We start from the raw sequence: 21,103 nt of genomic DNA on the forward strand, positions 1-21,103 counted from the left end.
TATCCGCCTCACTCTGCGTCATGTCGGGCCGTTCTTTGCGGAACCCGTGCATGCCGAACCACCACTGTAGGGCGATGATCGCGCCTGGAGCAACCCGATCATCAGGATCATCGCCAACGGCAGAATGATCATCATCAGTGCGGGCACGGACAGTTGCGCATCCCGAAGCAAAGCGATGATCAGCGGCGCCATCAAATGGCCGGTCAGGAAGATCGAGACATAGGCAGGAAAATCGTCCGCCTGGTGATGCATCCAGTCCTGTCCGCAATGCGGGCAGGACTGGATGGGTTTGAGGAAGCGGAGAAACAGTTTCGCTTCGTTGCACCGCGGGCATCGACCGCACAGGCCGCGCAACATGGCCTTCCAACCTGAGGCGGGGAGCACAGGGCTCCCCGTCAGGTCGCCAGCCTCATGCGCGGGTATCGGATCGGGACTGACCGGTATCCGGTCGAAGGGCGTCACCATGAAATCAGGCATCGAGCATGCCGGGCGGGGCTGCGGCCCGGATGGCATCATCGACATGCGCGGCAAACTGCATGAAATTGCGCCGGAAGCGGTCGGCGAGGGAACGCGCGGTCAGGTCATATGCATCGCGGTCGACCCAGGTGGAGCGAGGATCGAGTATCCCCCTGTCGACGCCGTTCACCGCGACGGGGACTTCAAAGCCGAAATTCGGATCGGTGCGGAAGTCGGATTTCTTGAGCGTTCCGGACAAGGCGGCGTTCAGCAATGCCCGCGTCACCTTGATCGGCATGCGTGAGCCCGTGCCATACTGACCGCCAGTCCAGCCAGTATTGACCAGCCAGCAATCGACTCCGCCGCTCGCGATGCGCTCACGCAGCAGATTGCCGTAGACGCTGGGGTGACGCGGCATGAAGGGTGCGCCGAAGCAGGTCGAGAAGGTCGCCTCGGGCTCGGTCACGCCAATCTCCGTACCGGCCACGCGCGCCGTGTAGCCCGATAGGAAGTGATACATCGCCTGTTCGGGTGTGAGCCTGGCGATCGGGGGTAGCACGCCGAAGGCGTCGGCTGTCAGCATGATGATGTTCTTGGGGACCGGCCCCATGTTTTCGCCCGAAGCGTTGGGGATGAAGTGGATCGGATAGGCGCCGCGGCTATTCTCGGCGAGCGAGGCGTCGTCGAGATCGAGCGCGCGGGTTTCCGGATCCATCACGACATTTTCGAGTATTGTCCCGAAGCGCTGCGTGGTGGCATGGATTTCCGGCTCGGCCTCGGCCGAGAGTCGGATCATCTTGGCATAACAACCGCCTTCGAAATTGAAGACGGCGGTATCCGACCAGCCATGTTCGTCGTCACCGATCAGCGTGCGCGAGGCATCGGCCGAGAGCGTGGTCTTGCCGGTTCCCGAAAGCCCGAAGAAGATCGCGGTATCGCCGTCAGGGCCTATGTTGGCCGAGCAGTGCATCGGCATGACGCCTTTTTCGGGCAGGACGTAATTGAGAACCGAAAAAACGGCCTTCTTCATCTCGCCGGCATAGCCGGTGCCGCCGATCAGGATCAGGCGCTGCGTGAAATCGACTGCGACGACCGTCTCCGAACGGCAGCCGTGACGCTCGGGATCGGCGCGGAAGCTTGGCAGGTCGATGATCATATAGTCAGCGCCGAAGGCCGCCAGCTCGTCGGTGCTGGGACGAACGAGCATGGTGCGCACGAAAGCGGAGTGCCAGGCGAGTTCGGTGACCACCCGCACCCCGACGCGATATTCCGCCTGCGAGCCGCCAAACAGATCCTGCACGAACACCGTGTCGAGCGAGGCGAGATGCTTGAAGAAATCCTCGCGCAGGTTGGCGAAGGCTTCGCCGCTCATCGGTTTGTTGGTCGCGCCCCACCAGACCGCCGTTTCGGTCTCGGCGTCCCTGACGATGAACTTGTCCTGGGCGGAGCGGCCCGTGTGCTTGCCTGTCTCGACTACCAGAGCGCCATGCTCGGACATGCGGCCTTCACTGCGGCGCAGTGCTATTTCGACGAGTTGGGGCGTGTTGAGGTTGCGATGCAGGGCACCGCCCGATTTGACAGCGATTTCGGGAAAGCTCGGGGTGAGCATCATGGCATTGTCCTCTCAACGTCGGAATTTGAATTGAAACAGATCAGCTTTCACGATCGTCCGGGGACGACCCGAACCTGAGCGAAAGCTTGCGGCGGTGCGGCTTCTCGGGTGCGAGCATGGGCGCCGGGGATGGAGCCGTCTCGTCTCGGCGTTTTCGGCGCGGCCGATATCGCTGCCGCTCGTTCGTGTTGCGATCGTCATCGCTCATCGCCTGAACCTCTGGTCGAAGCGACGATCTGCCGGTCGCCTTCCGCCAGGGCGTTGGCAATTTCAGAAACCAGGATCGAAGCTTCAATCGGGGTAAGTGCGGCTTCGTAAAGCGAACCATCGGCCTCGTGGAGTGTCAGCACGACCCGGAAGTTCTGCAGAGCCTGCGAAATCGGGCTCAATTGGGCCGTCACCCTGCTGACGGGCAAGCGCGAATGCGCTTCGCCGACAGCGGGATCGCTCCCCACAGTACCTGATTCAGCGGATGGCATAAGTCATATATACAAATAGCCTTCTGATTTGATAAGACTGCTATTTGATGTATTAAACATCATGGAGTTCGCATGATCACTTCGCAGCAGATGCGGGCCGCGCGTGCCCTTCTTGGGCTGGACCAGCGCCAGCTGGCCGAACTGGCGGGGCTGTCGCTGCCCACGATCCAGCGGATGGAATCCTCCGATGGGCAGGTGCGCGGCGTGGTCGACACGCTGGTCAAGGTGATCACCGCGTTCGAGAGCGCTGGCATCGAACTGCTTGGCGAAAATGCGCCGAGCACCGGCGTGGGACGCGGCGTGCGGCTGCGTGAAACTGCCAGCAGCCGATCGCGCAAACCTGTGCCGTCGATGCTCTACGACAAGGCTCCCATCGAGCAGGCAGCCTCCGAGGACGCCGAGCGGTGACGACGACGTCCTATACGCCCAAGCTCATCACGGCACTGCGCGAAGGCTATTCGGCGACGACGTTCCGCGCCGACGCCATTGCCGGACTGACTGTCGCCATCGTTGCCCTGCCGCTCGCCATGGCGCTTGGCATTGCGAGCGGCGCATCGCCCGACAAGGGGCTGGTGACCGCCGTTGTCGCCGGTTTCCTGATCTCGGCGCTTGGCGGATCGCGGGTGCAAGTGGGCGGGCCCACGGGCGCCTTCGTCGTCGTCGTCTTCAACGTCATTGCCCAGCATGGCTATGACGGGTTGCTGATCGCAACATTGCTTGCCGGTGCAATCCTGATCGTGGCCGGGGCCGCCCGCCTCGGGCAGATGATCAAATATATCCCGCATCCGGTGGTCACCGGCTTTACCGCCGGGATCGCGGTGATCATCGCCTCGAGCCAGGTGAAGGACTTTCTCGGGCTGGCGATCAATTCGGTGCCTGCGGATTTCCTCCCCAAATGGCAGGCCTATTTCGGCGCCATTTCGACCATCCAGGGGACGACGGGTGCTGTCGGGACGGGGGCGCTAGCTATCATTGTCGGGCTTCGCCGTTACGCGCCGAAATTGCCTGGTTTCCTCATCGCGGTCGTCTTGAGTTCCGTCGTCGTGGCGCTCTTGAAGCTGCCGGTCGATACGATCGGCTCGCGCTTCCCGCATCTGCCCGCCGGACTGCCGATGCCGTCGCTTCCAGCATTTTCCCTCGCCAAGGTGAATGAGGTTCTGCCCTCGGCCTTCACCATAGCCTTTCTCGCAGGGATCGAGGCGCTGCTCTCGGCGGTCGTGGCCGATGGCATGGCGGGAACACGTCACCGGTCCAATCAGGAACTGATCGGGCAAGGCATCGCCAATGTCGCATCCGCGCTGTTCGGCGGCCTGCCCGCGACCGGCGCCATTGCTCGCACTGCGACCAATATCCGGTCCGGCGCGCGGACACCGATCGCGGGCATGATGCATGCCGCTTTCCTGTTGATCTTCGTTTTCTTCGCCACCGATCTCATGGCCTTTGTGCCGATGGCGGCGCTCGCCGCGATCCTGTTTATGGTCGCCTGGGGCATGAGCGAGTATGAACGCTTCCTTGCCCTGTTGCGCATGCCGGGAAGCGATCGGGCCGTATTGCTGTTGACCTTCGGCCTGACGGTGTTGGTCGATTTGACGGTTGCGATCGGGGTTGGGGTCACGCTTGCCTCCTTGTTGTTCATGGCGCGCATGGCCGAGGCGGTGGAGGTCGATGCCGGCGTGACGAATGATCCCGAGCTTGATGCCGAGGACATGCACCAGCGCGATGCCTTGCCGCCCGGCGTCGAGGTCTTCCGAATCAACGGGCCGTTCTTCTTCGGTGTGGCCGGAGAACTGCTCGACACGCTGCGCCGCGTCGGCGAGCCGCCCAAGGCGATCATTCTGCGCATGCGTCTCGTACCGCTACTCGATACCAGCGGGGTGCAGGCGCTCGAAAAGTTCGTAGAGCAGGCCCGCATCGCGGGCGCTCGGGTTATCCTGTCGGGTATCAGGCCGCAGCCGTTCAGCATGCTCAAGCGTGCGCGCCTTGGCCGATCTTCGGGCAAGCTTACTTATGCGCCGAACTACGCCAAAGCGATTGCCGCCGCGGCAAAGGTCGTTGGAGAAGCCTGACATGGCCGGATCGCCAAAATCGAGGCATTTACGCCTCCAAGTGGGTCGGGTCGCGGATCGCCGCATGTTCAGGCTCGCTCTCGGTCTGGCTTTTCTGGCGGGATTTATTGACGCGACCGGATTTATCCTTCTCGGCGGGATTTTCGTCGCTTCGCCCGAAACCTTTGCCACGATGTTCGCGGTGAACCTGGCAAATGGTTGGGGCAGGGCCGCCCAGATTGGCCTGCTGGTCATTGGCGTGGTGTCCGGCGCTATGGCGGGAACGCGCATCGTTCACCGCAGCGGCCGGAACCCCCGGACTGCCGTTGTCGTAATCGTGGCTTGCCTGCTTGCCACCGCCTTTTATCTCAACCTATCGGATGTTGTCCTTTGGCCGGGCTTCCTGCTTTCCGCCGCCATCGGCATGGCGCACTGCACGCTCGATGGTTCCGATGACCTTGTCGCCCAAGCCATGTCGGCGACGCACCAACTGGTCCGGCTTGGTGAAGGACTGGCTGATCTGTGCCTGGGGCGTAAAGCGGCGAATATGGTCGCGCCGCTGTTGTTCGGCTTCGCATTCCTGGGCGGTGCCGTTGTAGCTGCGCTTGGCCACTTTGTCCTTGCGAGCGCCAGCCTCGGCCTGGGGACGGTCATCGCCGCAATTCTTATCCCGATTGCCCTTGCCGCGGATCGCGCAGGCAGTCGCAGAGCGTAACTCACAGTCTGGAGAGCCAAGTGAACGACGAAGACTATGTCTATGACGACGAATCCGGCGAATGGATGCCGGCGGCCGAACTGGCTACGCGCCGCGCCGAGGCCGAACGGGTCGAGGTGCGCGATGCCGTGGGCAATGTGCTGGCCGATGGCGATCAGGTCACGCTGATCAAGGATCTCGAGGTCAAGGGGGCGGGGCAAACGCTGCGGCGCGGTACGCTCATCAAGTCGATCCGGCTCACCGGCGATCCCCAGGAAATCGATTGCAGATATGATGGCATCAAGGGCCTGGTGCTGCGAGCCGAATTTGTCCGAAAACGCTGAACCCTGAACTGCCGGATCTGAACCGCAACCTGGCTGACAGCCTGTCCATTGGCCCGGGTTTGTACGACCGCATTGGTCCATGTGCCATGGAGAAAGTGGGGGAGGGAGAGTGCGCCCGGATGATCGGGCGTTTTTCCTGGAGGCCTCCATGGCACAGAACGACCCCATTCTCGACCCTCTGTTCGTCGAAAGCTTCAATGCCGACCTTGAGGCGTTGAACAGCCCGGCGCGCATCGCGATGACCAAATTGTCGTCCGGCGGTGATGTCTTTGAGCTGCTCGACGATGAAGGCCAATTCATCACCCTGTTTCCGGCCTCCGCCACTCCTGAAGTCACAGCGGCCGCCTACCGGCTTTACGGCCAGGGCCTCAATCGAGGCCTGCGCGCGGGCGAGGATCTCGCCTGGTCCAAGTTGCGCCATCTGATCGGCGCGGCCGCCGAGCATTGATCGCTCGGCTTCCTCAACTTCCGGACCAGGAGAAGAATCATGGCTGACAGAGCCAGTGCGTCGATCATGATCGGCGGCACCATTCGCCGTTCCCATATTCTCGGCCTTATCGAGGCCATCGCCAGCGACGGCGGCCGCGCCGATTGGGAGGGCGAGCCGCTTGATTTCTCGTCGCTTCACGAGGGCTCGGCCCTGGAGGCATTCGCCTATGAACTGCCGGGCGGCACCTTCGAATCGACCGAAGAGTTTTGCGAAGAACAGGGCATTGCCTATGTTCGGTACTCCGGCAGTTGTGGCGGGGTTTTCGGACCCGAGCGCGTGGTCTTCACCGGCGCCGGAGCCGCCGTGCAGTTCGACATGACCGAGAATGACGAGATCGTCCTTGCCCGGAGCATGATCCGCGAACTCGGCTCCATGGAAGCAGTCTGGGCCTGGTTCGAGCAGGCCGAATTCGTGCCGCCGCCATTCACGATCGTCGATGATGGCGATGCTGCCGTCGCTCCTGCCGAGGAGGCGGTCCATGGCTGACAGCTACGTCCAGGGCAGCTTCGCGTTCACCTGCACCCATGAGGAAATGGCGCTGATCGAGGAGGCGTTCCAGGCGAGCTATGACCTCGAGGCCGGCGACACGCCGACAGAGCCGACGCCGGAATTCCTCGCGGCGTTCCCGCCCGTATCGCCCGATAAACTCTGGAGTGGCTTCTTCGCGATCTTCCCCGATCCGGATTTTCCGAACTTCGGTGTCGACTTCGAAGGCGGAAATTCTCAGGAGCAGCCACAGATCAGCACGGTCATTTTCTATAGCACGACCGATTTCCAACCTGACCCGCTGGCCGCACTCATCCAGCGTTGCTGTCAGACCACACTGCATGATGCTCCCATCGGGTTCGAATGGGCTTGCAGTTGCTCAAAACCACGGATTGGTGAGTTCGGCGGTGGCGCCTGTGCGATCTTTGCTGATCGCATCGTCTTCGACAACACCGCGCAGATGCTCGAACGGGCGCTGAGTAGCGTTCCGAACGATGCCCTGCCACCTGGGCAGGGGCATTGGGACGAGTTTCCAGAACATCCGCTCGCCGATTGGCAGGCCGAGGTCGCCAATGGCGATACACGCCTCGGCTATCACGCCTGGGCTGCCGTGCGCGCGGCCTGACCCTTCAGACACAAGGACAGTACCATGACCTTATCCGCACCGGCGGAGCCTTCGGCACGCCTGTACAGCCAGACCGATCACGACGAACGCGGCAATTTTCACTATCAGGGCGATCTTTATTGCCCCGACGACGATTTGCCGGTGCTGTGCCGCCGGATCGAGCGGCATCTCGCCAGCCACTTCCCCGAAGTCCGCTTTGCCATTCGCAGCGAGCGATTTTCCGGCGGACGCAAGATCATTGCCGAGGTGCTCGATGCACCGGACGATTTGACCACCCGGGAGGCGCAGGAGGCCTTCATCGTTAGGGTGCGCGATCAGATCGAGCGTTTCGGTTACGCCCGTTCCAACTTCTACCAGGACTTCATGGCGGTCTCGTTCTACAACGAAGTGCGCATCGTCCCTGCCTATTGGGCGGCGCTCGCGGCCCGGCGCGGCAAAGCCAATTCCGTCGACAATCTGGTGTCCCTGGCGAGCTTTAAGAAGCGTCTGAAGCCCGGAGACAGCCTGACCCTGCTGCACGCCCCCTACAAGCATCGGGCACTGGGCACGGCCCGCAGGGTCATCCAGATCCGCTCGAAGGATTTCGTGTTCGAGGGGCGCAGCTATTGCGACTTTCCGCGCGCCGCCAACTTTGCCTGCGACGGACGCCTGGTGCGGATCGCAGTCGGTAACGAGCACGAACCAGACGCCCATTTGCTCTATGAATGGCAACCTATCGCGTCCTGAGAGATCGCGGCGCTGGAAGGAAGGGGGTGGGAGAGGGTGAGCGCGGATGCGGCGATGCACCGGCTCTTCCACCTCAGTTCCCAGGAGCATCTTCATGGCCAGTCTTGCCCGCGTAATCGACCACGATGTCCTCGACCATCCGGCGCCCGCCGGTTCCTCTCGCGACCGCCCAGTCAGCAGCGGCTACCGGGTCGATATTTCCCGTGGCCGCAATGTTAGCCGTGTCTCGTCCGAATGGTTCTCCAGGCCTGACGACGAACGGTTCCTGTCGCTATCGGATCTGCATGCAAGCGTCCGTAGGCGCGCCGACCACGCGACCACCCGCGTGGTCGAAAGCAAGTCGGTACGGGTCGAGGCGCGCAGCGACGATCCTGAACGCCTGTCGCTGATCATACCCGGTGATGAACGGCCCGTCGCGCCGACCAACTGGTCGTTCGGCCAACTCGCCAGTCTGGTCGGCGCGCCGGCATCCTATCTGCGCACGCTCCCCGCCGCGCTTGCTGGCATCAATATGCAGCACGGATTGCTGTCCCATCGCGGCGAGCAGGTCAAACTGCTCCAGACCGACGATTGCCGCACCGAACTGCGCGCAGTGACGGGACCCGACTACGGCCGAATCTGGGATCACGAGCTTGTGAGCGCGGTGATGCGGATCGCGGGCAATGGTGTCGGCGATACCCGCTGGAAGGTCCCAGGCGTTTTGGACTGGGGCAGCATGGTCTACAATCCGCATGTCGATGTCAGCCTGGAGACGACCACCCTTTATGCCTCGGACCGTGACGTGTTTTTGTTCCTCGTCGATGACACCCATCCGATCGAGGCGGGCAAGCTCCCCAATGGCGAACCCGATCTCTACTTCCGCGGATTTTACTGTTGGAACTCAGAAGTCGGTTCCAAGTCTTTGGGAATCGCGACATTCTATTTGCGCGCCGTGTGTATGAATCGCAATTTGTGGGGTGTCGAAAATTTCGAGGAAATCAATATCCGTCACTCGAAATTCGCGGCCAACCGCTTCGCGCATGAGGCCGCGCCCGCGCTCGAGCATTTCGCCGACTCCTCACCGCAGAGCTTCATCCACGGGATCAAACAAGCCCGCGAGCGGATCGTTGCCCGCAAGGACGATGACCGCGAGGATTTCCTGAGGAAGCGCGGCTTCTCCAAGGCCGAAACCTCGAAGATCATTACGGCGGTGCTGGTCGAGGAAGGCCATCCACCGGAAAGCCTCTATGATTTCGTGCAGGGCATTACCGCCCATGCCCGGACGAAGACCAACCAGGACACGAGGCTGGAGCTGGAAGGCAAGGCGCGCAAGCTGCTCGAACGCGTCAACTAACCCCATCGACGCGGCGCCGGGTCGTCTCCTTGATGGCGACGGACCGGCGCGGCTCTGTGCAATATGAAAGGCGATCACATGGAATTCGGGCGCTATCTCGTGCTCGGCACCGTGCATGTGTGCATGAAGACCGCCGATCTGCTCAACGCTTGGGCCGTGCTCGAACCATCCAGCCGTCCACTCGCCGTCGCCTCGACGCATTATGGCTGGTTCATCCCGACTCGCATGCCAGAGGAACCAGACCGCCAGCAGATACCCAAGGAAGTGCTCGCCGCCATGCGGTTCGGACGCGAGCAGGGCTGCGACTATCTGTTGTTCGACTGCGATGCCGGCGAAATCGACGGCCTGACGATATTCCCTTGGTAACGTCGCATAGGGTTTCGTTGTTGCCGGCGGCGCCATGATGTCGCCGATGGCCGCGATGCGCTATGATCGAGTGACCATCGCGCAGGATATCATAGAGTGAACGATCGTCCAAAGATGCTGACGCCAGGGATAGGTCTGGCGATGCTGTCGGCGGTGCTGTTTGGCGCCTGCACGCCGTTCGCCAAACTGGTGCTCGGGAACGGCGTGAACCCCTGGCTTCTTGCAAGCCTGCTATATCTGGGGTCAGGCCTCGGCCTTGCGCTTGTCCATCTCGTGCGGAAAGCCGCCGGTCACGGCGAAGCGGAAGCGCCGCTCGGCCGAGCCGATCTGCCCTGGCTGGCGCTTGTCATCCTGTCAGGCGGCGCCATCGCGCCGGTCCTGCTCATGGCAGGGCTTGCGACGACACCCGCATCCACCGCTTCCCTGCTTCTCAATCTCGAAGGTCTCGCGACCCTTGGGATCGCGTGGCTGGTGTTTCGGGAGAATGTCGACCGGCGCCTGCTAGTCGGAGCCGCGGCAATCCTGTCAGGCGCGGTGTTGTTGTCCTGGCGTGGTGGTCCTGCGGGTGGGGGCCTTGGCATGCTGGCGATTGCCGGCGCCTGTCTCGCTTGGGGGATCGACAACAACCTCACGCGAAAGCTTAGCAGCGCCGACCCGGTCCAGATCGCTATGCTGAAAGGGTTGGCGGCAGGGACCGTCAACCTCGCGCTGGCGATGATGCTTGGCGCGTCGATGCCGGCGATGCCGGTGGTCGCCGGCGCAGCGCTAATCGGCTTTCTCGGATATGGCGTCAGCCTCGTGATGTTCGTGCTGGCGCTCCGACACCTCGGCACGGCCCGGTCAGGCGCCTATTTCTCGACCGCCCCGTTCCTCGGCGCGCTTCTGGCGGTGGCGATGTTCGGCGAAGCCGTCACCGTGCCGCTTGTCATCGCTGGGATCCTGATGGCGATCGGGATTTGGCTGCACCTGACCGAATCGCACGGGCATGAGCATGTGCACGAGGCGCTCGAGCATGAGCATCGCCATGTCCATGACAGCCATCACCAGCATGAGCATCCGCCGGACGTCGCGCCGGGTGAGCCGCACAGCCACTGGCATCGGCACGCACCGATGGTTCATCGCCACGCTCATTACCCTGACCTGCACCACCGGCACAGCCATGTGTCCTGAGCACCGGATTCAGGGTGTGAGGCTACGCCCGTGAGCCGAACGGTTCGTATGACTTCGCTCACCACGGGGTTCCATCCTTGCGGGTGAAGCGCCAGCCGCCTTCGGACCATGCTGCGGCGAGGTCATCCTCGGGATATTCGCCCTGGTCGGTGGCACTCCGGTCGCCCACTTCAAGATATTGGACGTCCTCCCCGGTAGGGTTGACCAGATGATGGGCCATGCCGCCCGCCGGGAACCCCGCGCACATGCCCGGTTCCAGTGGCACTTCGCCAGCGTCGGTTCGCAGAATGGGATGACCGGAGAGGATGTAGATGAACTCCTCCTGCTCTGTGTGCCTATGCAGCAGGGCGGACTGCGCGCCCGGCGGCAGCACCGTGAGGTTCACGCCAAAGCGCGACAGGCCAAACGCATCGCCAAGCTGGCGCTTGATCCGACCGGATACGCGCGCAGCAAATTGCGGCGGGTAATTGGAAGGCTTCGCGCGTGGCGCGATGTCCATGGCGCGGCGTGGCACCGGGGGAGAAGTGGTCATGCGATATGCCTCCGCGTGATCGTCAAGAATTGTCGGCCTGATGACAGACAATGCATATCTTGTTGCCGTCGAGATCCCGGAAATAGGCACCGTAGTAATGGGCGTGATACTGTGGTCGTAAACCCGGGGCGCCCTCGCTCGTTGCGCCGGCTGCTATTGCGATTGCGTAGGTGCGGTCGACCGTGGCGCGATCAGGCGCCAGCAGGGCCACCATGCCGCCGTTGCCTGGATCGGCCGCTTGCCCGTCGAAAGGCGGACCAAGTGCGAAAAGCGGGCGGGTCGACTCCGCCGGGTTCCAGATCACCAGATGCGAAGGGACTTCGGAATGCCGGCGGCGCCACCCCAGTTCACGCATGATTGTGGCATAGAAGTCGCTCGCCCGGTCATGGTCATTCGTGCCGATAAAGACATGGGAAATCATCGCCGCACTCCCGGAAGAAAGATTGACTCGTTCACGCGCATCAGAGGATTTTTGCCTCGATCGCGTTGAGGTAGAGGAATTCCGGCGCGCGAACGCCCGCGACGCGCCTGATCTCGACCAGCCTCGGGGATTCGAAGAAGGCTCGTGCCGCGTCCAGTGAGGTCCAGCGCGAAAAGTGGACGACGTGCCTCGCATCCGTGTCATAGGCCAGAATCTGATAAGCTATCTCGCCCGCCTCCCGCCGGATCGTCGCGGCATCGTCGAAGATGGCCTTCCACGTCTCGTAGTCATCGACTTCATGGATGATGAGGACATGGTATCCATCTGCTCGTTCGATCGGGGCGCTCATGTCGAGGCTCCGGTGCGGACCAGAAGATCAATGGCGAAGCCAAGCCACATCGCGAACAACGCAATGCTCGAGGCGATGTAGACGCGAGCACGGGTCCTGATCGTATTGGGGCCGATATGGATGACAGTATGCGCCAGCCGAAGGGCGACAAAGACCCACGCCAGCGCAACCTGTATGCCCGACGCGCTGCCTGTCATGATCAGCAGGGGCACCAGGGTAAAATAGAGCACGGGCATCTCGAACAGATTGGCGAGGTTTTGTGCGGGCCGTTCGACGGGACGAAAGTAGCGGCCAACGGCTTCCCCGTTGGCGAAGTCGGCAACGGTCGGCTTATTGGCTGCGATATGAGCAAAGCGCTGCCGCAAAAGAATGCACCAGACCGAGAATATCATCGCGGCCATGGCCACCGTTGGCCAGAGAATGGCCAGATTCATGTCCCTCATCGCTGCGCGCCTCCTCGCTATGGCCCGATACTGAGTCCAAATTTCACACTTAGGCATAGAAGCTGGATTTGTTTTTGCAACTCAGATATTCTCCAAGGCATGGCCACACCCCCGTTTCGTCGTCAGTCCCCGATTCACATCAGTCACTGCACGCTCGCGGCAAGCTTCGATTTCCTGGGGGATCGCTGGTCATTGCTCATCCTGCGCAGCGCACTTTTCGGAGTACGGCGCTATGATGATTTCCACACCGAGATCGGCATACCGCGGACCGTGCTTGCCGACCGGCTCAAACGCCTCGTCGCCTCGGGACTGATGACCCGGCAGGACTACAAGGCGGATGGAAGCCGCCCGCGGAAGGAATATCTCCTGACCGAAATGGGCGAGGCGCTTCGCCTTCCATTTCTCGCGATGCGCCAGTGGTCGGACCGGTGGGTCGGCCAAGGCAGGACGCCGCCGATGACCATCATACGCAAGTCGGACGGGGCGGAGATACGCGTCGGCTTTGTCGACACGAAGGCGCGCGTCGTTCCAGGAGACGACCTGGCCGCCCGGTTCGAGGATTGGGCCCCGGTTCCCATGAAAGGAGCCGAGTAGCGCTGGAATGCAGGTTGCACCGTAGCGAAGAATGCTGAAGTCCGGGCACCTACGTCAGGTCCAGGTCCGCGCCGCCAGCGATCCCTCCCGTTCCAACCGTTTGGCGGCGCTTGCAGCGACACGTACCCTCACGGCGAGACCTTCCTTCGCCAGGACTTCGGCGAGATCTTGGACCATTGCGATCAGCACCTCTTCGTGCTGGCCGTTTACCTCGAAGGGGAGGGGGAGGGCGGTGTGCGTGCCCGGAAATCGGGAGGTGACGGGAGGACTCCATGAAAATCGAACTGCGCCGGATCAATCACAATCCCAAATTGTCGGAGGAGACCAACGCCTTTTCGGCGGAGATATGGATCGATGGCGAGCACGCATTCGACGCCCGCAATCAGGGGCAGGGGGGCTGCGATTTCTACCGCCAGACAGGGCGCTGGACCGAGGCTGAGGTCAATGCCTGGCTCAAGGCGCATCGTCCGATCCGCCCGTTCCAGGGCCTCACTCTCGAACATGATCTCGAGGCTGAAGTCGGAGACCTACTGGCGCACGAACTCGAATATCGCCGGCTGAAGCGGTTGCTTCGCACCAATCTCATCACGATCGAGCGCGGCCAGATATTCCAGTATCCGCTGCGCAAGCGCCCGCTCGACCTTGTCACGCGGGCGGTTACCGTCACCAATCCCGCCGCCGTGATCGTCAACACCGGCGGCGAGGAGGTCATGCGCAAGGCGCTCGCCATTCTCCTGGCAGCAAACTGACCGCAAAAGCCTGCATTGGAGAAACACACGTGGGCCTTCCGCTCTCGTCAGTGCGCCCCTTGGGTGGCAGGGACCTTGACGTCGCCGTCGATGATCTGATCATCGATGCGATCGCGTGCGGCGCCTGGTTCGCCTTCAATCTGTCGGGCGGCAAGGACTCCACGGCGTCGGCACAGACCGTCATCGCCTTGCTGGATCATATGGGCCATCCTCGCGCACGGCGTATCGCAATCCACGCCGATCTCGGCCGCGCCGAATGGCGCTCGACGCCCGCGACCGTCGCCGTGATCGCCCGGCGTCTCGGCCTTCCGCTCGTCGTCGTGCGCCGCGGTGCCGGCGACATGGTCGCGCGCTGGGAGCAGCGCTTCGCCAATGGATGCCGGCGTTACGAGAATCTCGAACTTTATCATCTGATCGGTCCCTGGAGTCAGGCCAACAAGCGCTTCTGCACCTCGGAACTAAAGGCGCAGGTGATCGGACCGGCGCTTGCCCGGCGGTTCAGGGGCGAGAAGGTCGTTTCAGTGATCGGCCTGCGCCGCGCCGAAAGCCATGGCCGCCGGGATACGCCAATATCGAGGCTAGACGTGCGCTTCGCCAAGCCGGGGAACGCCGCAGGCACCCGAATGATCAACTGGTATCCCGGCGTGGACTGGACAGCCGATGATGTTTTTGCGGTTCATGCCCACCACGACCTGCCGCTGCATGAGGCCTATTGCCGCTTCGGCGCGACACGATTGTCCTGCGCCTTTTGCGTCCTTGCATCCGCCCACGATCTTGCCGCCGCTTCCGATGCCGACGACAATCGCGATCTCTATCGTCATCTCGTCGGCATGGAGGCGGCTTCGACCTTCTCGTTCCAGCCTGGGCGCTGGCTTGCCGACGTAGCGCCGCGCCTGCTCACGCCGTCGCTGCACCGGGATATAGTGCAGGCCAAAGCCGATGCCGTAGAGCGCCGTGCGATCGAGGCGGCAATGCCGCCCGGCCTGCGCTTCGTGAAGGGCAAGCCGCCACGGCTGCCGACGCTGGATGAGGCGAAGGCCGTTGCAGCGGCGCGGGCAGGCATCCTGAGCCGTCACGGCCTCGACAATCACTTCCCCGATGCCGCTTCAGTACGCCGGAGGTTCGAGGAGCTCATCGATGCGCATGCGGCTTGAAGGCTGAGCGGCCTGGTGACTGCGTGACAAAGGGGAGGCGGGGAGATCGGATGAGGCGAGCGGAATGATCCAACCGCCCCATCCGGAGTGCGCTCATGTCCCTTCCCGCCACCATCCAGACTGCCGTCGGCCAGTCCATCCTCGGAAAAATCACAAGCCTCTATAATAATAGTGTCGCCGACGTTTTGAACGAGATTCTGCAAAATTGCCGCCGGGCCGGTGCGACGCGTGTCGATATCGACAGTTTCGAGCTGGCTGACCGGCAGGTTCTGGTCATGCGCGACGATGGCAGCGGCATCGACGATCCCGCCAAGCTCGTGACGCTGGGCGATTCCGGCTGGGACAGCGCGATCGCGGACCGCGAGGATCCTGCCGGCATGGGCGTGTTCAGCCTTGCCGGTCACCCCGTCGAAATCCGCTCCTTCTCGCCGGCAGCAGGCAAAGGCTGGTGCGTGACCATCGCCCCCGATGCCTGGGAAAGGGCAACCCCGCTGGAAATCGAACCCTGTTCCATTGCGCGCGGCACCGAGATTCTTATCGATATGCCTGCGGCGTGGGCCAGCGCCCTGCCTGCTGCTGCGGCCACGGCGGCAACATTTTATCCGCTTCCCGTCCACTTCCAGGGAGAGCCGTGCGCCCAGCGGGATTTTCTCGCCGAGGCATACCGGACCGAGCAGTGGGACGGCTGCCGGATCGGTATCTTCCGGGGACGGAACTACCGTTCGTCAACCGAAGTCTCCATCAACTTCCACGGGCTTACCGTGCCGTGCCCGATGCCCAGCGTGAGCGAGGTTGGCGGGGACGGGTGCTGGTATGTCCGGGTCGATATCGTGGACGCCCCCGCATTGCAGCTCGTCCTGCCGGCGCGCAAGGAAATGGTGCAGAATGCCGTCCTCGACACGCTACGCGAAGCCGCCGAAGCGGCGATCTACAGAGCTATCGCCGTCAGCGGCAGCCATCGCCTTGCCCATGAGCAATGGCAGCGCGCCCATGCCTTGGGCGTGATCCTCCCCGAAGCTGCGCCCTGGCTATCGGGCTGGGTGCCACGCACTGCCGATTCCGACGGCACACTGCTCGGTGATCCTGTCGCCGGTACTGCCATGATACTGGTTCCATGCGAGGAGCCTCCTATCGAACAATGTGCGGGCCGTATCCTGTGCGAGGGGCTGCCGCTTGGCGGGACTCTCGTTCGCGAAGTCGCCGGGTTCGAAGGCTATGGATGGTATGACGCGCTGCCGCGTGTCTCGGATATCTCGTTCAACGTTGAGAGCGATGCCGGCATCTATGTCTATCGCGGCGGCGAGAGCCCTCCTCCCGGCATTGAATCGGGCCGGGTCACCCGCATCACCCTCGACGTTGCGGTCAAGCCGTCAGCAAGTGCGACCGGAGACGATAATCGCCATAGCTTTACGGCCGACGTTCTGATCGCACCGGATGATGGCTGGTACAGCGATCTCGACCAGACGGTGATCCTGCTGACGCAGGACAGCGCCATTACGCCGCATGAACTGGCTTCGCTGATCGAGGATGCGTGCTTCACGCCGGGCGACGATAGCGGAGACGACAGCTGGGACACCCAGCACAGCAATTTCGAGAAGCGCGCACGCCATGTCGCCAATGAACTGCTGCTCGGGGAAGAGACCGCGATCCTCGAGCGTATCCGCGATGTTCTCCTCGACGAGGTGAGCTGGCTTGTTCCCGAAGGGCGCCGCGTGACGATCCTCGCCGAACGCGGCCAAATGACCCTCTCCTATGTGCCGGGCGAAGATGCGGTCATGTCTGCCTGACGAGCGAGGCAAGCTATCTACCACCCCATTGCCAATGGAAGGAACCCTGCCATGCGCCGGACCTCGCTGCATATCTACTCCACAGTGCATCTGCCCGAGGCGGAGCGCGAAGCCATCGACGCGCTGATCCTCACTGCGCCCCGCGACGTCGGGGGACGTCTGGTCGTGGAGCATCTTGACCTTGTGATCGAGCCCTACCAGTTCGGCTTTTTCGTCCATACCGGGGTTTGTGAGGACGAGGCTGAGCGGCCGGAAAGCATCTCACCCGAATTCTGGGCGATCCTGCGCGCGGCCGCCATGGCTGGCGCTGCGTGGATGTTGTTCGACCGGGATGAGCCGCCGACGCAAGGCCTGCCGATGTTCGGTGCACGGCCGATCCCCGATCCTTGCCATAACCCTCGTCAACGGGAGTATCACCATGACTGACCGATATCTGCCATCGGCCTTGTCACCCCGGCTCAGACACCTCTCGACGTTCGAGAATGCCTACAGGGTTGCAGTCCAACGGCGACGAAGCAGCGGCCGGGATCAATTCATCGTCAGTACGGGCGATCCGGTCCAACCGTTTCGCGCGACCAGCCGCTGGCCCGAGTCGACGGAGCGGCTTCTCGCGCTGGTTGCCTGACCGCCCCGTCTTGGTTCGGAATCTGACTGGGCCGGATTGACCCGGCTCGGTCTACGACCTTCTCAATCCTGTTTCGGAGTGGCTCATGGCAAGCCCTCAACAGAATGCGCGATTACGCGCTGTGCTTTCGCGCCCGCCGGTCGTTGCCGCCTGGCGCGCCGGCGTCGATTCCACCGCGATGGTCATCGAACTCGTCGAGCGCGGCGAAACCCCGGACATGGTACTGATTGCCCAGATGCCGAAAAAGCCGCAAACCCTGTCCTTCATTCCGATATTTCAGGCGTGGATGGATACCCATCGGGTTCCGTACGCCGTGGTTCGTTATGAACCGCGGCGCTTCAAGCATTGGCCGCCTTATGCGGATCTTCTCGAAAACTGCCTGACTAACGGCCCCCTGCCGTCGATCGCTTTTTCCAGGTCGAGCTGCTCCTTAGGTCCAGGCTCGCCGAATGTCTTCCATGCCGGAGTGGATGAAGTAGCAGGCCGGACGACGCGCTAACCCAGAAAGCTGGCGGCGGCCGACCTACTACTTCATCTTGGAGCGAGTGCGTCGAGAATCTGGCACTCCGCAATCGTGCCGCCGTCGCACAAAGCGATCACGGCGCTGAGTTCGCGGCGCAGGGCCGCCAGGTCCGCGAGCTTGCGATCGATTTCAGCAAGATGCGAATTAGCAATAGCATCGACCGAGCGACAGTCGCGCTGGTCCTGCGAGGAGAGGCTGAGCAGCTCGCGCACTTGGTCGAGCGAGAAACCGAGATCGCGCGCGCGGCGAATGAAGCTGAGCCGCGCCAGCGCGTCCTGGCCGTAGGCGCGATAGTTGCCGCCGGTTCGATCGGGCTTCGCGAGCAGGCCGATCCGCTCATAGTAGCGGATCGTCTCCACCTTGGTGTTCGTCGCCTTGCCGAGATTGCCGATCGTGAACGCCATCGCCTTGACCCTGTAGTTGCTACAGGCCGTAGATAGGACGTCACGACGAGCAAAGCGAGGTGACGACATGGCTGGCGGATGCTGCGGAGGCCACGAAACAACGGCGCCGACCCAGGACAAGGTATGGCGGCGCGTGCTCTGGATCGCGTTGGCGATCAACGTGGCCATGTTCGGCGTCGAGATCATGGCGGGTGTGATTGCCCACTCAGCGTCGCTCAAAGCCGATGCACTCGACTTTCTCGGCGATGCCGCCAACTATGCGATCAGCCTGGGCGTCGCCGGGCTGGCGCTCAAATGGCGCGCACGAGCGGCGCTCGCGAAGGGCGCATCGCTGCTTCTGCTGGGGCTGTGGATACTGGCGAGCACGGTGGGGATGGCGATCGCCGGAACGCTTCCGAAAGCCGAGACGATGGGCATCATCGGCACGGTTGCGCTGCTCGCGAACCTCGCCTGCGCCGCCATGCTCTGGCGCTACCGCGAAGGCGACGCCAATCGGCGCTCGGTGTGGATCTGCTCGCGCAACGACGTTATCGGCAACCTTGCCGTGGTCGCTGCAGCGGCCGGCGTGTTCGGAACCGGCACAGGGTGGCCTGACATCACCGTCGCGGCGATCCTCGCCGGACTCGGCGTCAGCGGCGGGTGGCAGATCGTGCGACAAGCGCTCGGCGAAATGCGCGGCAACCGCGCGCCCGAGCGCGGGCTCACTCTCCGCCAAACCGCAGGCGTATCCCGCCATTAACCGTGAACCCATCGGTTGGCGCCCATGCATCGACCGTCCAGCGTCCGTCGGGCGCCCGCTGCGGCAGGAGCAGCGGATCGTACTTGGTCTGGCGGATGTCGAGCAGGTTCTCGGCGTTGAGGAACAGGCTGACCCTTCCCAGCACAAGCTCGCCCATCGCGCCCAGTTCGAAATAGGGCCGGCTCCGGGTGCGATAGGGGTTGTCGTCGAGCTGCTGGCGGCCAGTGTAATAGGCCTCCAGGCCGAACCTGCCCCGCCCGTGCTTCTCCCACATGGCGACGAGCCCGGCGCTGTGGCGCGGCGTGATCGGCACCGTCCGGCGACCCATGCGGTCGGGATCGGGCTCGCTGGCGTCGACATAGACATAGCTGCCGGTGACCGTGAACGCCCGCCATCGATAGCGCAGGAACAGCTCGGCGCCCCGCGTGCGGGTGAGGCCGTCGGCGTTGACCAGCGCGACGCGGTCGGGAGCGATGGTCGTGAGCTGCACGGCGTTGTCGATGTTGGAGGCGAAGAAGGTGACGCTCGCTTCGATCGAACCGCGGGCATAGCCGAGATCGAGCGAGGCGGTGTCGGCGGTCTCGGCCCTCAGGTTGCCGATCGGCGCGAGCCGCGAGAGGCCTGCTTCCTCGATCTCCTCGACGAACGGCGTCGGCGCGTAGAAGCCGCGGCCGAGCGAAGCCCTCACGGTCCACGGGCCGGGCCGATAGAGCAGCGACAGCCGCGGGCTTACGCGCGAGCCATACTCGCTGTGGGCGTCCCACCTGGCGCTGCCCGCCAGCGTGACATCGCGCGCGACGTCGTACTCCACTTGCGCGAAAAGCGCCGGGACGGTGTAGCTGTAGTTGAAATCCGGGAAGGTCCGTGAACGGAATAGATCGGCCTGGAAGGCGGCGCCGGCGAGCCAGGAGGTCGTGCCCGAACGGCCCGAGAAGGAGGCCTCGCCGAAGAAGGTCCGGCGCCGGTTCTGCTCGATGGTGGCGCCGAAGCGGCGATCGTCGCGCTGGGTCATGCCCGAGGCGCGCAGGTGCAGCGTGCCCGGCGCGACGGGAATCTCGGCAACCAGCCCGCCGTCGAAGCGCGTGCTGTCCAGCGTCTGCGGGAATGGCTGGCCATCGGGCGCGGCGCCGCCCGGCAACGTGCCGCCTTGGCGCTGCTCGGTCATCGCGCCGGCGGTCAGATAAACACTCGCGCCGTCTGCGCCAGTCCAGAACAGACGCGGCCGCACGGTCCAGCGTTCATAGGTAGGCATGTCAACCCAGCTATCGCCGTCCAAGTCCTGCCGGCTCTGGCGGTTGAACCCGCCGGTGACCGAGGTGCTCCAGTCGCCGCCGAGCGGGGTCGAGGCATAGGCGGTGACATCCTGCCCGTCGCGGCTCGTCGCGTTCAGCACGAGATCGCCTTCGAGCGCATCGCCCGGACGGCGCGAGACGAGGTTGATGACGCCGCCGAGAGCGGACGGGCCATACAGCGCCGAGGCGCTGCCCTTGATGACCTCGACTTGGCCGAGATCGGTGGGCGGGATCTGAAGCAGGCCGATGGCCGGTGCCTGCCCGCCGTAGAGCGGGAGGCCATCGGAGAGGAGCTGGGTGTAGCGCCCCTTCATGCCCTGCATGCGGATGTTCGCGGCGCCGAGCGAGGGGGATGTGACCTGGGTCCGGACGCCCGGCGTCTCGGCGACGAGCATGGCGATGTTGCCCGGCGTCATCAGGAGCTTCTCTTCGATCTCCTCGCGGTTGATGACCTCGACGCGGATCGGCTCGTCCTGCACGCGGCGTCCGGTGCGGGTCGCCTGGACGACGATGTCCTCGCCTTCCTCGGCCTCGTCCTGACCGTGATCCTCGGCTTGCGCCGCCGTCTGTGCGCGCGCCGGCACGCTGCTCATGCCGAGCGCCAACAGCGACAGACCTGAAACGATGACACTGCGTCGCACCTGTTCTCTTTCTCCTTTTCAGAA

The 21,103-nt window shown here is 63.3% G+C and carries 28 protein-coding genes; 18 read left to right on the forward strand and 10 right to left on the reverse strand.

Annotated elements, in window-relative coordinates:
* Positions 1-18 precede the first annotated feature (18 nt).
* The 3 genes from AX724_RS08745 to AX724_RS08755 form a co-directional block, all read right to left on the reverse strand.
* Positions 19-477 (reverse strand): DUF983 domain-containing protein, encoded by a 459-nt coding sequence (locus AX724_RS08745; RefSeq protein WP_331711435.1) that lies wholly within the window; start codon positions 475-477, stop codon positions 19-21.
* The gene (locus AX724_RS08750; RefSeq protein ID WP_066765451.1) at positions 470-2,068 is read right to left on the reverse strand and encodes a phosphoenolpyruvate carboxykinase; all 1,599 of its coding nucleotides are present in this window, start codon (positions 2,066-2,068) and stop codon (positions 470-472) included. The genes AX724_RS08745 and AX724_RS08750 overlap by 8 nt, the downstream gene beginning before the upstream one ends.
* A 197-nt stretch (positions 2,069-2,265) precedes the next feature.
* On the reverse strand, positions 2,266-2,547 hold the full coding sequence (locus AX724_RS08755; RefSeq protein WP_197421523.1) for a hypothetical protein: 282 nt from the start codon (positions 2,545-2,547) through the stop codon (positions 2,266-2,268).
* Between the two features lie 72 nt (positions 2,548-2,619).
* On the opposite strand from AX724_RS08755, the gene AX724_RS08760 reads away from it, so the two are divergent.
* The 11 genes from AX724_RS08760 (at position 2,620) to AX724_RS08810 (ending at position 10,826) form a co-directional block, all read left to right on the forward strand.
* Positions 2,620-2,955 (forward strand): helix-turn-helix domain-containing protein, encoded by a 336-nt coding sequence (locus tag AX724_RS08760; RefSeq protein WP_066765455.1) that lies wholly within the window; start codon positions 2,620-2,622, stop codon positions 2,953-2,955.
* Entirely contained in the window at positions 2,952-4,613 is a 1,662-nt protein-coding gene (locus AX724_RS08765) for a SulP family inorganic anion transporter (RefSeq protein ID WP_066765457.1), read from the forward strand. The genes AX724_RS08760 and AX724_RS08765 overlap by 4 nt, the downstream gene beginning before the upstream one ends.
* Entirely contained in the window at positions 4,528-5,307 is a 780-nt protein-coding gene (locus AX724_RS08770) for a DUF1275 family protein (protein WP_156448031.1), read from the forward strand. Before AX724_RS08765 ends, AX724_RS08770 begins: the two co-directional genes overlap by 86 nt.
* 65 nt (positions 5,308-5,372) lie before the next feature.
* Positions 5,373-5,630 carry an alkylphosphonate utilization protein gene (locus AX724_RS08775; RefSeq protein ID WP_066765563.1) on the forward strand — a complete coding sequence of 86 codons (258 nt, stop codon included), beginning with the start codon at positions 5,373-5,375 and terminating at the stop codon, positions 5,628-5,630.
* A 148-nt stretch (positions 5,631-5,778) separates the two neighbouring features.
* Positions 5,779-6,078 carry a hypothetical protein gene (locus AX724_RS08780; protein WP_066765565.1) on the forward strand — a complete coding sequence of 100 codons (300 nt, stop codon included), beginning with the start codon at positions 5,779-5,781 and terminating at the stop codon, positions 6,076-6,078.
* Positions 6,079-6,117: 39 nt separating this feature from the next.
* Complete coding sequence (locus AX724_RS08785) at positions 6,118-6,606, forward strand: hypothetical protein (protein WP_066765459.1); 489 nt, start codon at positions 6,118-6,120, stop codon at positions 6,604-6,606.
* Complete coding sequence (locus AX724_RS08790) at positions 6,599-7,231, forward strand: hypothetical protein (protein WP_066765464.1); 633 nt, start codon at positions 6,599-6,601, stop codon at positions 7,229-7,231. Before AX724_RS08785 ends, AX724_RS08790 begins: the two co-directional genes overlap by 8 nt.
* Positions 7,232-7,255: 24 nt before the next feature.
* Positions 7,256-7,957, forward strand: coding sequence for a hypothetical protein (locus AX724_RS08795; protein ID WP_066765466.1), 702 nt, complete (start codon positions 7,256-7,258; stop codon positions 7,955-7,957).
* A 94-nt stretch (positions 7,958-8,051) separates the two neighbouring features.
* The gene (locus tag AX724_RS08800) at positions 8,052-9,290 is read left to right on the forward strand and encodes a DUF932 domain-containing protein (RefSeq protein WP_331711436.1); all 1,239 of its coding nucleotides are present in this window, start codon (positions 8,052-8,054) and stop codon (positions 9,288-9,290) included.
* A 78-nt stretch (positions 9,291-9,368) separates the two neighbouring features.
* The gene (locus AX724_RS08805; RefSeq protein WP_066765468.1) at positions 9,369-9,656 is read left to right on the forward strand and encodes a DUF5983 family protein; all 288 of its coding nucleotides are present in this window, start codon (positions 9,369-9,371) and stop codon (positions 9,654-9,656) included.
* 96 nt (positions 9,657-9,752) lie between these two features.
* Positions 9,753-10,826 carry a DMT family transporter gene (locus AX724_RS08810; RefSeq protein ID WP_231736594.1) on the forward strand — a complete coding sequence of 358 codons (1,074 nt, stop codon included), beginning with the start codon at positions 9,753-9,755 and terminating at the stop codon, positions 10,824-10,826.
* A 58-nt stretch (positions 10,827-10,884) separates the two neighbouring features.
* Here the strand turns inward: AX724_RS08810 and AX724_RS08815 are convergent, their stop codons facing one another.
* From AX724_RS08815 to AX724_RS08830, 4 genes are read right to left on the reverse strand one after another with little or no spacing between them, the layout of a single operon-like run.
* Positions 10,885-11,358, reverse strand: a complete 474-nt coding sequence (locus AX724_RS08815; RefSeq protein WP_066765471.1) for a cupin domain-containing protein — start codon at positions 11,356-11,358, stop codon at positions 10,885-10,887.
* Positions 11,359-11,380: 22 nt separating this feature from the next.
* Positions 11,381-11,779, reverse strand: a complete 399-nt coding sequence (locus AX724_RS08820; RefSeq protein WP_066765472.1) for a VOC family protein — start codon at positions 11,777-11,779, stop codon at positions 11,381-11,383.
* 40 nt (positions 11,780-11,819) lie between these two features.
* Positions 11,820-12,128 carry an antibiotic biosynthesis monooxygenase gene (locus AX724_RS08825; RefSeq protein ID WP_066765473.1) on the reverse strand — a complete coding sequence of 103 codons (309 nt, stop codon included), beginning with the start codon at positions 12,126-12,128 and terminating at the stop codon, positions 11,820-11,822.
* Complete coding sequence (locus AX724_RS08830; protein WP_197421524.1) at positions 12,125-12,571, reverse strand: MAPEG family protein; 447 nt, start codon at positions 12,569-12,571, stop codon at positions 12,125-12,127. The genes AX724_RS08825 and AX724_RS08830 overlap by 4 nt, the downstream gene beginning before the upstream one ends.
* A gap of 99 nt (positions 12,572-12,670) precedes the next feature.
* Here AX724_RS08830 and AX724_RS22760 point away from each other — a divergent pair, with 99 nt between their 5' ends.
* Positions 12,671-13,165, forward strand: coding sequence for a winged helix-turn-helix transcriptional regulator (locus AX724_RS22760; RefSeq protein ID WP_197421525.1), 495 nt, complete (start codon positions 12,671-12,673; stop codon positions 13,163-13,165).
* A 54-nt stretch (positions 13,166-13,219) separates the two neighbouring features.
* Here AX724_RS22760 and AX724_RS24725 read toward each other — a convergent pair whose 3' ends face one another.
* Positions 13,220-13,342, reverse strand: a complete 123-nt coding sequence (locus AX724_RS24725) for a hypothetical protein (protein WP_269454141.1) — start codon at positions 13,340-13,342, stop codon at positions 13,220-13,222.
* A gap of 95 nt (positions 13,343-13,437) precedes the next feature.
* Here AX724_RS24725 and AX724_RS08840 point away from each other — a divergent pair, with 95 nt between their 5' ends.
* The 5 genes from AX724_RS08840 to AX724_RS08860 all read left to right on the forward strand — a co-directional run bounded on the left by AX724_RS08840 (position 13,438) and on the right by AX724_RS08860 (position 17,979).
* Entirely contained in the window at positions 13,438-13,914 is a 477-nt protein-coding gene (locus AX724_RS08840; protein ID WP_066765479.1) for a hypothetical protein, read from the forward strand.
* A gap of 29 nt (positions 13,915-13,943) precedes the next feature.
* Positions 13,944-15,068: a phosphoadenosine phosphosulfate reductase domain-containing protein gene (locus AX724_RS08845; RefSeq protein ID WP_082733464.1), complete on the forward strand. Its 1,125-nt coding sequence runs from the start codon at positions 13,944-13,946 to the stop codon at positions 15,066-15,068.
* A gap of 95 nt (positions 15,069-15,163) precedes the next feature.
* Positions 15,164-16,855: an ATP-binding protein gene (locus AX724_RS08850; RefSeq protein ID WP_066765483.1), complete on the forward strand. Its 1,692-nt coding sequence runs from the start codon at positions 15,164-15,166 to the stop codon at positions 16,853-16,855.
* Between the two features lie 51 nt (positions 16,856-16,906).
* On the forward strand, positions 16,907-17,281 hold the full coding sequence (locus AX724_RS08855; RefSeq protein WP_066765485.1) for a DUF5983 family protein: 375 nt from the start codon (positions 16,907-16,909) through the stop codon (positions 17,279-17,281).
* Positions 17,282-17,565: 284 nt separating this feature from the next.
* Positions 17,566-17,979: a hypothetical protein gene (locus AX724_RS08860; RefSeq protein WP_066765487.1), complete on the forward strand. Its 414-nt coding sequence runs from the start codon at positions 17,566-17,568 to the stop codon at positions 17,977-17,979.
* A 32-nt stretch (positions 17,980-18,011) separates the two neighbouring features.
* On the opposite strand, the gene AX724_RS08865 is transcribed toward AX724_RS08860, so the two are convergent.
* Positions 18,012-18,407, reverse strand: coding sequence for a MerR family transcriptional regulator (locus AX724_RS08865; protein ID WP_066765489.1), 396 nt, complete (start codon positions 18,405-18,407; stop codon positions 18,012-18,014).
* A gap of 67 nt (positions 18,408-18,474) precedes the next feature.
* Between AX724_RS08865 and AX724_RS08870 the strand changes: the two genes are divergently transcribed.
* Entirely contained in the window at positions 18,475-19,146 is a 672-nt protein-coding gene (locus tag AX724_RS08870) for a cation transporter (RefSeq protein WP_066765491.1), read from the forward strand.
* Here AX724_RS08870 and AX724_RS08875 read toward each other — a convergent pair.
* Positions 19,109-21,079 (reverse strand): TonB-dependent receptor plug domain-containing protein, encoded by a 1,971-nt coding sequence (locus tag AX724_RS08875; RefSeq protein ID WP_231736595.1) that lies wholly within the window; start codon positions 21,077-21,079, stop codon positions 19,109-19,111. The two genes, AX724_RS08870 and AX724_RS08875, sit on opposite strands and share 38 nt — an antisense overlap.
* Positions 21,080-21,103: the final 24 nt, after the last annotated feature.

The sequence above is a fragment of the Sphingobium sp. CCH11-B1 genome, assembly GCF_001556865.1.
In the GTDB taxonomy this organism is placed as follows: domain Bacteria; phylum Pseudomonadota; class Alphaproteobacteria; order Sphingomonadales; family Sphingomonadaceae; genus Sphingobium.